Origin of the sequence: Cohnella sp. AR92, from assembly GCF_003990975.1 — a bacterium.
Taxonomy (GTDB): Bacteria; Bacillota; Bacilli; order Paenibacillales; family Paenibacillaceae; genus Cohnella.
The window spans coordinates 338,701-351,813 of sequence record NZ_RZJR01000002.1; the positions used below are offsets into that span (position 1 = coordinate 338,701).

Below are 13,113 nucleotides of genomic sequence, written 5' to 3' on the forward strand. Positions count from 1 at the left end.
GGGTTCAAATCATCCATTTTCTAGCTTCATTCGGTTGCGAATCATAGGGCCTTGCGAATTCTCTCCGTCAACCTCGAGAATTCCCGGTACGTTTCTTCCTCGCCTTGCCCGGATCCGTAGCGTGCGCCTTCGAACTGAATAAGCGCCCCTTCGAATTCCGGCTTCAGAGAGCCGAAGCGCCCTCCCCATTGGTGGAAGGTCTCCCGCAGCGTCTCGTGCTTGCTGCGCTTGAAGCCTCTGCGCTGCATGAAGCGCACCAGGCTCTCCATCTCCTTCACGATTCGCTGATTCGGCGTCGCGCCGAGATGCCGGAGCTGCCGAATGGCGCGGCCCACGCCTCCTCTGCGGCGCAGGATCAGATAGATAGCGGCTAGAAGGACAACGGCGACGACGGCGCCAACGCTCCAGAGGATGGCCGAGACATTCATGCCGCCTCCTTGCGCGTTCGGCTGCTCCAGCGGCTCCGCCGTTGCTTCGACCACCGTTTGGGTCGCTTCCGGCGTTACTTCCTTAGGCACGGGCACCGGGATCGAGAAGCCGGACGTCGGCTCGAAGGACACCCAGCCGTACCCTTCGAAATAAGCTTCCGCCCAGGAATGGGCATCGGCATTCCGAACCGTGTAGGTGCCCGCACCGTCCGGATTGAAATTGCGGTTCCCGTACCGCTCTTCCTGTTGAGCGGCCGGGTTCACGCCCGAGGTATATCCCTTTACCCAGCGGGTAGGTATGCCAAGCGTTCGGGCCATCACGACGAACGAGGTAGAATAATAATCGCAATAGCCTTCCTGGATCTCGAACAGGAACGCGTCGACCACGTCCTTGCTCTTCTGCTTCGACAGGTCCGGCGTATTGGTATACGGATAAGTCGTTCGCAGATACTGCTCCAGCGACTTCAGGCGATCGTAGTCGTTCGTCGCGGAAGCGGTCACCGATTGCGCCAGCTCCCGTACTCTCTGAGGCAAGGAATCCGGGAGTTGAAGATAGGCGTCCCGCGGAATACCCGACCCGGAGCCCGAGGCGGCGGAGAGCGTCCGCAGGCGTTCTTCGTCCAGCTCCTGCACCTCGGAGACGATCGTATAGCTCTCGACGGACGCCGGCCTCTGGAAGCGAAGCTCCCTCTCGTCCGGATTCCAGAACAGCTGCGCGTTCCGGGAGCTGTTCAATTCGACGAGCTGAGACGCGGGGGAGGCCGAGAAGAGAACCGCCAGCCTGTCCTTGCGCAGCATCGTGACCGTCTGCTCGATCTTGCGAGTCCCGGCTTCGCTTCCCAGCTCGGGAACGAGCGGCAGCTTAGCGGCGTTCTCGCCGGCGAAGACTTGTTCGCTCGTCTGCCCCTTGCGATCGGACCATCCTTTGCCCGTATAGACGGCTTTGGTCTCTCCGCGCAGGTAAGACTTCAGGTTGGTCGCCACCTCCATGACCGGAGAGTAGTCGTATTGGAAGCCTCCGCCGATCTGGGTGTCGTTGCGCCCGTAACCCGACTTCGAGGACATTTGCCCGCCGGAAGAGGAGATGAAGTTGCTGAGTTCTCCCCCTTCTCCCGCGAAGCTCGGAACCTCCTTGTCCTGCGACCGCAGCCACATCGAATACGGATCCTCCAGCAGCACCGGCGCCCTCGGCATCCAGCTCCCGACGACAACCAGGAGACCGATAACGAGCAGCGCGGGCAGCACCAGCTCGAACGGCCGCTCCGCCATGGCGGTCCAACTGTCGTAATGCTTCTCCCGAAGCATGCGAAGATGAAGGACGACCAGCCAGCCTAAGCCGGCCGCTACCGACCAAAGAATGCTGCGCCACAGCTCGAACGGAAAGAAGGAGTCGATGATGGCTAACGTCGTCACGGCCGCAACCATAACGATAATGGCTTTTCCTTTGGTGGCCGTCCAATAGGCCAAGACATGGCACATGAGCAAGGTAAGAGCCGCAAGCTCGATGACGGGATGCATCTGCTCGATATTAAACGTCAGGAAGCTTCGCAAGCTCTCCCAATCCCGCGTTGCCGGCCAGCTCTGCCAATCGGCGTCGGCAAACAGGAACGTCGAGCCCAGAGCTCCGACGGCTTGAATCAGAATGCGCACCCATAAGATGCGGGTGAAGAGCAGCTCCGTGACTCCGTAAATCCCGAGCGCCGCATAGATCACATGGAAGGTCTCCGGCCACCAATAGTCCTGGAAAGGCTGGATCAGCTGGAGGACCAGAATGAGCGCGAAGATCCGATGGAGCCTCTCCAGCACCAGCCTTCGCCAGAGAACGTTCTCCTTCGGCCGGGCTTCGGCCAAAGCTATGCTCATGCGGTTCCCACCTCCAGTGCCTGCTGAAGCTCTTCCAGATTCGTCACGTTGCTGAAGCTCCATCCTCTGGACTGGAACATCCGTCCCCAGCTATGCAAGCGATTCGCTTCATCGGATCCTTTGGGCGCGGGAGCGGATGCAATGCGGATATGGCTCGCCGCTTGCCGCCGCGCTGCCAGCGCGGTCAACGCCTTCGCCGAGCCGTCATCGGTCTCGGGCGAGATCAGGACGAGGCAGGCTCCCAGCTCGAATCTCTGAGACGCTTCATAGATCGCCTTGTCGTAACGCTCGGTACCGTCCGCTTCCGCATCGATAAGATGATTCGTTACTTCCATGCGGGTGACAACGGCATGGTTCGCACCATAGTAGACTCGTTCCGCTCCGGCCGAGACGAGACCGACCGGCATGTTCTTGCGGAAGGCAAAATCGAGAAGCGAAGCGGCTACGGATACCGCCAGCTCGAACTGCTCGTTCGAAGAGTACGATGCCGCTCGGCGATCAAGAACGACCACCAGGCGAGGCAGAGCCTCTCTCTCATACTCCTTGGACTTCCACTCTCCCGTGCGCGCCGTCGCGTTCCAATGAATGCGCGACATCCGGTCGCCGTGGATATATTCTCTCACCCCGTCGATCTGGGTGGTCTCGCGCGACCAAGCCGATGTGGCTCGCTGCTCCGCGGTTCCGGTTCTCGCGATCCGCACGAAGCGCCAGTCCCGGATGTTCGCGATTCGCGGACTGACCTGGATCTCCTGAGGCTCCAGGAACGAGCCCTTGTGCTCGAACAAGCCGAAGATGTCTCGGGTAGAGCATTCCGTGGAATGAAAATGATAGCGTCCTCGTTTAAGAGGGGCCGTCTCGTACACCAAAGCTCCCCTTCTCTTATAGTCGGGGACGAAGCTAAGCTCGTAATTCTGAAGCTCCTGGCTGGACTGCCTTGTCAATCGTTCCCTCACGATGACATAAGGAAGCGGCCAGAAGCCGGGAACGTGAACCGACAGCTTTAACCGAAGCCGGGAGCCGGCCGGAATGACGGCGCTCAGATCCGCCGCCGATTCCAGCGAACGGGTTCCCTGAACGTGCCCGATCCCGCTCCAGCGTCCCAGCAAGAGGTAAAGACCGAGGGCGTTAAGGATGACGAACAGCATCAAGGAAGTCTTGCCTCCCTGGAATAGAAGAAAGAGAAGAGAGGCCGCATACAGGGCGACGGCGAGCCCTCCGAACCGGGCCTTCGACATCTTCTTCATTCTTAACGCTCCATTCCGACGGGAACCGGAATCTGCCGGATGACGGCCTGAAGCACGCTTCCCGCGGTGGCGCCCTGCATCCGGGCCTCCGAGCGGAGATGCAGGCGATGTCCCAGCACGAGCGGAGCAACCGTCTTCACGTCGTCGGGAAGGACGAAGGTTCTGCGCTGCAGCAGCGCATAGGCTCTCGAGCACGCCGCCAGGGCGACGCCGGCGCGAGGGCTCGCTCCGAGCAGCACGGACGAGTGCGTCCTCGTCCCGCGCGTCAACGCGAGCAGGTAATCGACCACGCTCGAGTCCATATGCACGCCTTCGGCGACTCGTTGAATATCGACGATGTCTTCGACCGACGCCACGGCCTCCAGGCTGTCCGCGGAGCGATGGGCGCTCGGTTCCGTCAGCAGGCGCTTCTCGGACGCCTCGTCCGGATACCCGATCGAGATCTTCATGATGAACCGGTCCAGCTGCGCTTCGGGCAGCGAATAAGTTCCGTCGAATTCGATCGGGTTCTGCGTCGCGAAGAGCGAGAACGGCTTGGGAAGCGGATAGGTGACTCCGTCAACCGATACGTGCCGCTCCTCCATGGCTTCGAGCAGCGCGGACTGCGTCTTCGTCGTCGCGCGGTTGATCTCGTCCGCCAGCACGACATTGGCCATGATCGGCCCGGGACGGAAAATAAATTGCTCTTGCTTGGGATGATAGATAGAAACGCCGGTTATATCGGTAGGCAATAGATCCGGGTTGCACTGAATGCGATGAAAGTCTCCTCCGACCGACCTGGCGAGCGCTTTGACCATCTGGGTTTTGCCGGTGCCCGGCACGTCTTCGATCAGAACGTGGCCGCCAGCGGCAAGCGCGGTGAGTATCCATGTAATCTCGTCTTTCTTGCCGAAGATACAAGATTCCATATTACGTTTAATTAATTCCAAAATATTAATCGCTTGTTGATGCTCCATGCCTGTCTCCTCCTATGGAATCTTGAGACTGTAAAAGGCCAATATAACACAAAACGAACTTAACTTATTATACCTGATTTTGGAGAAGACCGTAAATTTTGAGTTCCTACAAATAATAATAGAGAAAAAGCCAAACCGCATAACGGCAGGCTTTTTCGGACCTTAAGGTAAATTTTAGGAATTTCGACAAGCCTGAAGTCATCCCTTCGGCTTCACGACCAAGGCGGCCAGGAAGGAGAAAATAATGGCTGCCGATATCCCCGCGCTCGTCACTTCGAAGATGCCGGTCAGCACCCCGATCCATCCGTCTTTCCGGAGCTCGGTCAGCGCGCCGTGCACGAGAGCGTTGCCGAAGCTCGTGATCGGAACGGTCGCTCCCGCTCCCGCGAAGTTGATCAGCGGCTCATATAAGCCGAGCCCGTCCAAGACCGCCCCCAAGACGACCAAGAGAGACATGGTATGCGCGGGAGTCAGCTTCGCGACATCGAACAGCAGCTGACCGATAATGCAGATTCCTCCTCCTACGAGGAATGCCCATAAGTATTGCATGTACGCCACTCCTTCTTGCTAATATCCTTACGCTTCAATGGAAACGGCATGCGCGATGCACGGGATGGATTCGCCTTGCTGGAACGACAAAGGGCTCAGCAGCGCCCCGGTCGCGGCGACGAGAATGCGCTTAAGCTCCCCCTTCTCCATCCGCTTCAGCAGATACCCGTACGTGACGACCGCCGAGCACGCGCAGCCGCTTCCGCCCGCTTGTACTTTCTGTTTCGCGACGTCGTAAACAAGCAGGCCGCAATCCCGGAACGTCGTCTGCTCAAGCGGAACGCCGTTGCGCATCAGGAGTTCCTTGGCGATCGGGCTTCCGACTCCGGCCAGATCCCCGGTCACGATCAAATCGTAGTAACCGGGCTCCCTTCCGGTATCCTGCAGATGAGCCTGTATCGTATCGACGGCGGCCGGAGCCATCGCCGCTCCCATATTGAACGGGTCCTTGATGCCCAGATCGATCACTTTGCCGATCGTGGCCGCCGTAACCCGCGGCCCCTCGCCGGTTCGGGCGACGACGGCCGCCCCCGCTCCGGTCACGGTATATTGGGCGGTCGGAGGCTTCTGCGAGCCGTACTCGGTCGGGTAGCGGAACTGCTTCTCTACGGTGCAGTTGTGGCTGCTCGTTGCCGCCAGCACCCGCTCTCCCGCCCCGGAGGCCACCATCAGCGAAGCCAGGGCCAGCGTCTCCATCGAGGTCGAGCAAGCGCCGAACACGCCGATGTACGGCGTTCCGAGCGTTCGCGCCGCGAACGTGCTGCTGATGATCTGGTTAAGCAGATCTCCGCCGACGAAGTATTCGATATCCTGCTTCTTCAGCTTGGCCTTGCTGACGGCAATGTCCGCCGCCTGCTCCAGAAGCAGGCGTTCGGCTTTCTCCCAGGACGGCTGCTGAAGCTCCATGTCGGGATGGACTAGATCGAAATCGGCCGCCAGCGGACCCTCTCCTTCGTCCGGGCCGACGACCGTGCCGGTGGCGAGTATGACGGGAGGGTTCGGGAACACCCAGGTGCGTTCTCCTTGCTTCATGCCCTCATCTCCCTACTCCGCCGAACAGCCAATGCGCGATCCCGATGAAGAAAGCCGCCACGACGCCGAACACGATAACCGAACCGGCGAGCTTGAACATATTCGTGCCTACGCCCAGCACAAGCCCCTCGCTTCGATGCTCGATCGCCGCGGAACACATCGAATTGGCGAAGCCGGTAACCGGTACGGCCGTTCCCGCCCCCGCCCACTGGGCGATTTTGTCATACACCCCGATCGAAGTCAGAATAACGGACAGCAGAATCATGATCGCCACCGTCGGGTTCCCCGCCCTAGTCGGCGACATGTTGAATGCCGCTTGGAAAAACGACTGCACCCCTTGGCCGATCAAGCAGATCACGCCCCCGACCAGGAATGCCCGCAGACAGTTCTTCAGGACCGATCGAGCCGGCTCCCGGTTCTTGGCGAATTGCTTGTACTCCTTGGCGGACATCGACATTGGTTTATAGGAAATGGATTTGCCGGCTTCCTTGGTAGCCATATGGACCATATCCCTCCTTCCGGAACAATAGGAGCAACAAGGATAGTATTTGCCGAGGGAAGAACGTCTATGATTGCCAAAAATGGCCTTTGAGGGGGTTCGGAAAAACAGGCGGACGGGTGGAGTTGGAGCTAAGCGCGCGGAAATAAGGTTCCATCCGAGTCCAAGCCGCAAAAATCAAAGCGCTTGCAGGCTTCCGGCCGCATATTATGTAGAAGGAAACGGTTAAATCCACCTGGGATTGGACACACTGGTAGCTAAGGAGGGGATTGACATGCTTGACCCGGAACTTCTTAGAGCCGAGGGCGAGAAGTATTTCTCCAAGGACTTGCTGCAGGAGCTGGCAGGCCTCAAAGATCGGCTTCAACTCACCGAGCTGGAGCTTGGACATATTCAGAACCTGGCCCAGTGGGCGTACCACAGCGGCTTCAACACGGGACTCAGCTGCGGACGACAGCTTTCTTTTAATGATAGAATGAAAGTTCAATAAAAACGATCGCTCGCGCTATCCGTTCTCTTAAGAGGACGGATTTTTGCTTATTGCGCGCGCTTCTCGACCTGCCAAGAACCGGCCAAGACAATAAGAAATGCTTGACACCGGGCGTACAGGCACGGATGGGCTCCTACCCACATAGAATGGTAATGTTTCCTCATGCGCTCGCGACCAACTAGCCGGAGGTGGCCTACCCGTGCCTGGATTTTTTACCGCCGTAGCCCTGTTCATCAAGCAGCTCAGCCTGCTCGTGTCGTACGTCAAGAACAATGCGTTCCCGCAGCCCCTGACCGACGAAGAGGAAGCCCTGCACCTGCAGCGGATGGCGGAAGGCAATCCTCATTCCCGCAACCTGCTGATCGAACACAATCTTCGTCTGGTTGCCCATATCGTCAAGAAATTCGACAACACCGGCGAAGACCTGGAGGATCTGATCAGCATCGGAACGATCGGCCTGATCAAGGCCATCGAGAGCTTCCAGCCGAACAAGGGAACGAAGCTGGCGACGTTCGCCGCCCGTTGTATCGAGAACGAGATCCTGATGCATCTGCGTTCTCTTAAGAAGACTCGCAAGGACGTATCTTTGCATGATCCCATTGGTACGGATAAGGAAGGCAACGAAATTACCCTGCAGGACATCCTCGGAACCGAGCCGGACGAAGTCGTCGAGAAGGTGCAGCTGAAGATCGAGAAAAGCAAAATTTATCGCAACCTCGACATTCTGGACGAACGGGAGCAAGAGGTGATCCGAGGCCGGTTCGGCCTGGACGGCGGCGGCGACGAACGGACTCAGCGCGAAATCGCGCGGGAGCTGGGGATCAGCCGCAGCTATGTGTCGCGGATCGAGAAGCGGGCTCTCATGAAGCTTTATCATGAGTTTTATAAGGCGAAGCGGTAGTGAAAAGGAGCCACCGGCTTAGCCGGTGGCTTTTATGCCAGTAAAAAACGGGCGGCATCAGCCGACCCGTCCTTCGTATTTCTCGATATAGGCGGCGATCTCGTCAAGCAGCGAAGCCTTTGCGTAGGTCATGGCGCGGGCGGCGCCATACTTCGGATAACCTTCTTCGGGGTCAGGTCGTCCGAATACGTACGAATCCAAGTCATGAACGATTCGGTGAGCGTAAATGAAACCTTGAACATCGTGCTTTTGCCGCGCAATCGTCAAAAGCGTCGCAACGTCGCGCAAGTCTTGAGCGGCTTTCTCGTCCCCTACTACGTCCGCCGCGTGAAGGTAGACATCGGGCATATACGCCAACGTTGCGCTATCAAGACCCTTCCACGTTCCTTCAACGTTGTACTTATTGAACGAATAGCCTTGTTGATACGAATTGACGACCTCGTTCAATTTAAGATGCGCTTTGCCTAACGCGATAACTGCTTCTTTCTTAGTCGAAATGGCGCTTGTAAGCGCCTTGTCGCGGTCAGCTTGCGGAAGCAAGGAAATATTCGTTTCCTTCCCGTCGTACATGACCCGTTGCGCGTTAATGCTCGATTCCGGACGAAGAAGTTCGAATTTGAAGCGGGTTAGTTCGAAGTTGTTCGCGGCATCCCTATCCACTTTTTCGACCGATTCCGCCTTCGTTTCCGCCTTTACGCTTTGCGTATTAAGAATGTTATCCAAGTACGAAATCCCCGAATAAACGACCGTTCCGAAAATGGCAAAGGCGGACGTTGCGCCGATCGCGATTGCTAGCCATTTCTTCATGTGAATTATTGCGCCCCCTTTGTCCGTCCTTGTTCATCAGGCGAGTCTTTTCGCTTCCGATAGAGCGATAATTCTAGTATATCGAGGTTTGTCCTGCAACGGAACCTAACATTTTTAAAAATTGCCTATAGCTTAATGCGTCCCCAAGGAGCGAATGCCTTAGGGGCTTATTTTGTTTATAATGATAGGGTGGCGTTAGAACGGGAGGATGAACCGATTGGCTCTGATTGCAGGGTTGTTGCGGAAGTACCAGAAGTGGATTAAGATCCTTATTCCATTCGCGATCTTTGCGGTGATCTATCTTCAAGCTCGCGACGTCATGCGCGGGATAAGGCCGGAAGTCGCGGCGCATCTTCTGCTTCGATTGAACGGGATGGATCACATCCGCCTTCTGGCCGCCAGCGTGATCGCAATCTCCCTGATGAGCGGTTACGATGTGATCCTGACCCGCATGGCCGGACATCGCTTTCGGTTCTCCACCTTATGGAGAGTAGGCTGGATCGCCAACAGCTTCAACAATATGATGGGCTTCGCCGGCCTGACCGGTTCGAGCCTACGCCTCATGCTCTATCGCAAGCGGGGACTGCCTTCGGAGAAGCTTGTGCCGAAGCTGATCTTCCTCTCGGCTTCCATGCTGACGGGACTGTCCGTATTGTCCGTATTCACCTTGCTCGATTCTTCTCCGGTTCGGAGCGAGTTCCCCTTGCTCCTTATTGCCTCGGTCGCCATAGTCTTCTACCTGCCGGTTCTTGCCGGAACCCTGCGGATTCCGTGGATCAGCCGGCGATTGGGACTGGACGAGAAAGTCGGCTGGCTGTACATCGGAGGTACCGTTCTCGTCTCGATCCTGGAGTGGACCGCGGCGGCCTGGGTGTTCTGGAACGTCTGCGGCATGCTGCATATAGGACTATCCTTGCGCGAACTGGCCGGACTGTTCGGGCTCGCGGCCGCGGCCGGAGTCATCAGCATGCTTCCGGGCGGGGCAGGCTCCTTCGATATCGTCATGCTGGCGGGATTGCAAACCTACGGCGTCGATGCCGACAGGGCGTTAGCCGTTCTTCTGCTGTACCGGATCTTCTATTACTTCATCCCCTTCCTCTTCGGCTTGATGCTGGCGTCCTTCGAATGGCTGCCTCAGCGGGAAGCCAAGCCGGAGGTGCTGCTTAAACCCGTCTGGAACAAGTGGAGGCTGTTCTGGAACTGGCCGGGCAAGCTGGTGTTGATGGGCGTGGCAGGCAATACGGCGCTCGCCGCCCTTGTTTTCAGCAGCGGATTCATCCTGCTCATGTCGGCGGCGCTCCCCTCCATCCTTGATCGTTCTCAATTCCTGCATCATTGGTTCACCCTGCATACGATGAAGGTGTCCCACCACTTCACCGTACTGGTCGGTCTTCTGCTGATCGTCCTGTCCAACGGCATCCGCAGGCAGGTCCGAAGAGCGTATTACGCCACTCTGGTGCTGCTCGCGGCCGGCGTTGCCTTCTCTCTGGCGAAGGGCTTGAACGTGGAGGAAGCGGCTTTTCTCGTCACGGTCTTTATCTTCTTATGGATGTCCAAAGATCGGTTCCGGAGAAAAGACATCGAGTTTACCCGCAAAACCCTCTACGGCCTGCTGTTCACCACGATTGCGATGACTTTCCTATACATCCTGGTAGGGTTGAATACGACGCCGGATTCCTCCCGCTGGTTTACTCATCACCATCTTCCTTACCGGTATCTGATCGATAAGCACGAGCATTGGCGCGCCGGGATTATCGCCCTGTTCACGACTTGGCTATCTATCTTCGCGTGGCTGCTTCTCCGTCCCGGCAAGCCCGTCGCACCGCTGCCCGACGGCCTTCAGATGCTTACGCTGCGGGAATGGCTGAACAAGCATCACGGGAATTTTGTCACGCATCTGTTGTTCCTTGGGGACAAAAGCCTGTTCTGGACTCAAGACGGCAAGGCGCTGATTGCATACCGCCGCACGGGAAGGACTCTCGTCGCGTTGGGCGATCCGATCGGGGAGCGGGATTCCGTCCGCCAAGCCGTTCTTGAATTCCGGCAATATGCCGACAGTCACGCTTGCAAGCCGGTCTTCTATCAAGTACGCCCGGAGAATCTGCCCCTCTATCACGAGAACGGGTTCCGATTCTTTAAGCTCGGGGAAGAAGGCGTTACGGACGTGCGGAGCTTCCAACTGACCGGCCGCAGCAAGTCGGATTTGAGGGCGGTCAAGAACCGCTACGAACGGGAGGGATATACGTTCGAGATTGCCGAGCCCCCGTTCTCTTCTCTGTTGATGGATCAGCTTCGGGGCATCTCGGACGAATGGCTCGAAGGAAGGCCGGAGAAAGGCTTCTCGTTGGGATGGTTTAAGGAGTCCTACCTGCAGTTGACGGGGATTGCCTTGCTTCGCGATCCGACCGGGCGAATCCTGGCGTTCGCGAATCTAATGCCAAGCTATGACGATCGGCAGTCCGTCTCCATCGACTTGATGCGATACCGGCACGATTCGCCTAACGGCATCATGGATTGCCTGTTCCTTCACCTGTTGGAGTGGTCGAAGTCGCAAGGGTTCTCCCGCTTCAACCTGGGAATGGCCCCCTTGGCGAACGTCGGCGAATCCGCCTTCTCCCACCGGTCGGAGCGCTTGGCCCACGAGATCTATCGAAGAGCCAACCGGTGGTATCGCTTCGCGGGCATCCGCCGGTATAAAGACAAATTCGACCCGCAGTGGGAGCCGCGATTCCTCGCGTATCCGGGAGGCGCCTCCCTTCCGTTCCTGATCTGGCGCATTACGCGAATGATCGCGAAGATCCCTTCTACTCGGGAATAACCCCATCCTCATGGATGAGGTCGAGGAATCAGCAGCACCCGGTTGTCCTGCCGAGCTTCGCGCTCCAGGCCGCCGGGTGTTTTGTTGGTCAGATGTTCGTCCATGAAGGCAGAGACGTAACTCAGCACGGTTCGGTGAATTTTCTGCGACCCCGGCGCTTTGGCTCGCCATTGCAGGATCGGCGTGAACAGATAAGAGTCCGAGAAGCTGGAGTGGCGCGCGTCTCGAACCAGCAAGGTCTGTCCGCCTTCGGCCATCGCTTCGTCCCTCCTCCGGCCGAACTTTTCCACCCAGCGTTCATAATCCGATCTCGATATTCCCTCGTCCGCCAACTGCCGATTATTCGGCTTGGGCAGACCCAGCCCCTTAAGATAAGCATCGGTACACATCCATAAGAAAGACTGGTCCGCAGACAGCGGCTTTGCCCCATCCCCGTAGAACGAACCGTCCAAGCTGATCCCCGCCTTGAACCTCTTGTCTTGGCGAAGCGCAGCCAGCGCGTTGTCTCCCCCGAAGGAATGGCCGATCACCCCCGCCTGCTCCAGATTGAGCCGATGACGGAACCGTCCTCCGGAGGCTCCCGCATTCAGCTTCCCGAGCTGGTCCAGAACGAAGCTGTCGTCCTTCGACCACACGTTATCGATGATCTCATCCCAAGCTGGAAGATTGAACTCCGGAGGAGAAGCTCCCATGGCCTCTACCCTTCCGTCGGGGAAGACGGCCGCAGGCGTGCCGTACGTATGTTCAACCGCAGCCACTACATACCCTCTGCTCGCCAGCCCCGTCTCCAGGTAGTGGTAAGCAAACCGGAGTCCGGGCCAGCCGTGGGACAGGACAATAACCGGGTATTCTCTAGTGCCTTCCGGCAGATCGGCGTCCTCGTAAGTGAATGTCTTCGCGAGATTCAGATAGCTGAGCAGGGTGGAAGGAAGATGCCAGCGTTGCTGCGCATATCGGCTTAGCTCGGGCAGCTCCGGAATGTAATCGGCCTGTTTCTTCGCTTGGCTTGCGCGCGCAGGGTACCAGAGCTGGACGTTGATCTCCCGGTACGGGTTCGTCTTCCCCGGGGTTTGCTCCATCCGGCTGCGGTCGACCCAGTGATAGATAACCGTTCCGACTGGATAGGGTCCGGGAGGAACCTCTAATTGCGGCACGGGCAGCAGGTAGGGCAGCATCCAGCTAGCCAGCAGGAAGACGATTACGAACACCCATCCCGCCCTACGATGTCTCCGAGAGGACAGAACGGGCGGCTTCGATTTGCCCAGGGCAGCGTCCAGTACGGCCCAGAGGACAAAAAGATACGCCGGCCCCATCTGCCAACGACCGCCTTCCACGGCCAGATGGATCGCCAGAGGAACCGGCAAGAGCCAGCAAACCGTGCGCAACAGCTTACTGCTGCGTCTTGGCAAGAAGCAAACGACCGTCTGCATCGCCAGAAGAACAACTTCCCATTCTCTCATGCCGCCTCCGGGAAACGAAGTCATGTCCTGCTACATCCACTATATGGCATTGCCCGCCGGCTATAC

11 protein-coding genes are annotated in these 13,113 nt (G+C 57.9%); 3 read left to right on the forward strand and 8 right to left on the reverse strand.

Annotated elements, in window-relative coordinates:
* Nucleotides 1-41: 41 nt before the first annotated feature.
* The 6 genes from ELR57_RS03910 to spoVAC all read right to left on the reverse strand — a co-directional run bounded on the left by ELR57_RS03910 (nucleotide 42) and on the right by spoVAC (nucleotide 6,571).
* Nucleotides 42-2,291, reverse strand: a complete 2,250-nt coding sequence (locus ELR57_RS03910; protein WP_158629925.1) for a DUF4129 domain-containing transglutaminase family protein — start codon at nucleotides 2,289-2,291, stop codon at nucleotides 42-44.
* Nucleotides 2,288-3,535: a DUF58 domain-containing protein gene (locus ELR57_RS03915; RefSeq protein WP_126957460.1), complete on the reverse strand. Its 1,248-nt coding sequence runs from the start codon at nucleotides 3,533-3,535 to the stop codon at nucleotides 2,288-2,290. The genes ELR57_RS03910 and ELR57_RS03915 overlap by 4 nt, the downstream gene beginning before the upstream one ends.
* A 2-nt stretch (nucleotides 3,536-3,537) precedes the next feature.
* Nucleotides 3,538-4,491, reverse strand: a complete 954-nt coding sequence (locus ELR57_RS03920) for an AAA family ATPase (RefSeq protein ID WP_126957462.1) — start codon at nucleotides 4,489-4,491, stop codon at nucleotides 3,538-3,540.
* A 198-nt stretch (nucleotides 4,492-4,689) separates the two neighbouring features.
* Nucleotides 4,690-5,040, reverse strand: coding sequence for a stage V sporulation protein AE (spoVAE, locus tag ELR57_RS03925; protein ID WP_126957464.1), 351 nt, complete (start codon nucleotides 5,038-5,040; stop codon nucleotides 4,690-4,692).
* 27 nt (nucleotides 5,041-5,067) lie between these two features.
* Nucleotides 5,068-6,072 carry a stage V sporulation protein AD gene (spoVAD, locus tag ELR57_RS03930; protein WP_126957466.1) on the reverse strand — a complete coding sequence of 335 codons (1,005 nt, stop codon included), beginning with the start codon at nucleotides 6,070-6,072 and terminating at the stop codon, nucleotides 5,068-5,070.
* Between the two features lie 4 nt (nucleotides 6,073-6,076).
* Nucleotides 6,077-6,571 carry a stage V sporulation protein AC gene (gene spoVAC, locus ELR57_RS03935; protein ID WP_126957468.1) on the reverse strand — a complete coding sequence of 165 codons (495 nt, stop codon included), beginning with the start codon at nucleotides 6,569-6,571 and terminating at the stop codon, nucleotides 6,077-6,079.
* A gap of 274 nt (nucleotides 6,572-6,845) precedes the next feature.
* Here spoVAC and ELR57_RS03940 point away from each other — a divergent pair, with 274 nt between their 5' ends.
* Nucleotides 6,846-7,061, forward strand: coding sequence for a hypothetical protein (locus ELR57_RS03940; RefSeq protein WP_126957470.1), 216 nt, complete (start codon nucleotides 6,846-6,848; stop codon nucleotides 7,059-7,061).
* Between the two features lie 199 nt (nucleotides 7,062-7,260).
* Nucleotides 7,261-7,962 carry an RNA polymerase sporulation sigma factor SigK gene (gene sigK / locus ELR57_RS03945; RefSeq protein ID WP_126957472.1) on the forward strand — a complete coding sequence of 234 codons (702 nt, stop codon included), beginning with the start codon at nucleotides 7,261-7,263 and terminating at the stop codon, nucleotides 7,960-7,962.
* Between the two features lie 57 nt (nucleotides 7,963-8,019).
* Here the strand turns inward: sigK and ELR57_RS03950 are convergent, their stop codons facing one another.
* Nucleotides 8,020-8,769, reverse strand: coding sequence for a hypothetical protein (locus ELR57_RS03950; RefSeq protein ID WP_126957474.1), 750 nt, complete (start codon nucleotides 8,767-8,769; stop codon nucleotides 8,020-8,022).
* 217 nt (nucleotides 8,770-8,986) lie between these two features.
* Between ELR57_RS03950 and mprF the strand changes: the two genes are divergently transcribed.
* Nucleotides 8,987-11,587 (forward strand): bifunctional lysylphosphatidylglycerol flippase/synthetase MprF, encoded by a 2,601-nt coding sequence (mprF, locus tag ELR57_RS03955; protein ID WP_158629926.1) that lies wholly within the window; start codon nucleotides 8,987-8,989, stop codon nucleotides 11,585-11,587.
* A gap of 8 nt (nucleotides 11,588-11,595) precedes the next feature.
* Here the strand turns inward: mprF and ELR57_RS03960 are convergent, their stop codons facing one another.
* On the reverse strand, nucleotides 11,596-13,071 hold the full coding sequence (locus tag ELR57_RS03960; protein WP_126957478.1) for an alpha/beta hydrolase family protein: 1,476 nt from the start codon (nucleotides 13,069-13,071) through the stop codon (nucleotides 11,596-11,598).
* Nucleotides 13,072-13,113 lie beyond the last annotated feature (42 nt).

Bases quoted from the DNA above. Each gene is read 5' to 3' on its own strand.
- ELR57_RS03910 (WP_158629925.1), bottom strand. From the start codon at position 2,291: ATGAGCATAGCTTTGGCCGAAGCCCGGCCGAAGGAGAACGTTCTCTGG.
- ELR57_RS03915 (WP_126957460.1), bottom strand. From the start codon at position 3,535: ATGAAGAAGATGTCGAAGGCCCGGTTCGGAGGGCTCGCCGTCGCCCTG.
- ELR57_RS03920 (WP_126957462.1), bottom strand. From the start codon at position 4,491: ATGGAGCATCAACAAGCGATTAATATTTTGGAATTAATTAAACGTAAT.
- spoVAE (WP_126957464.1), bottom strand. From the start codon at position 5,040: ATGCAATACTTATGGGCATTCCTCGTAGGAGGAGGAATCTGCATTATC.
- spoVAD (WP_126957466.1), bottom strand. From the start codon at position 6,072: ATGAAGCAAGGAGAACGCACCTGGGTGTTCCCGAACCCTCCCGTCATA.
- spoVAC (WP_126957468.1), bottom strand. From the start codon at position 6,571: ATGGCTACCAAGGAAGCCGGCAAATCCATTTCCTATAAACCAATGTCG.
- ELR57_RS03940 (WP_126957470.1), top strand. From the start codon at position 6,846: ATGCTTGACCCGGAACTTCTTAGAGCCGAGGGCGAGAAGTATTTCTCC.
- ELR57_RS03950 (WP_126957474.1), bottom strand. From the start codon at position 8,769: ATGAAGAAATGGCTAGCAATCGCGATCGGCGCAACGTCCGCCTTTGCC.
- ELR57_RS03960 (WP_126957478.1), bottom strand. From the start codon at position 13,071: ATGACTTCGTTTCCCGGAGGCGGCATGAGAGAATGGGAAGTTGTTCTT.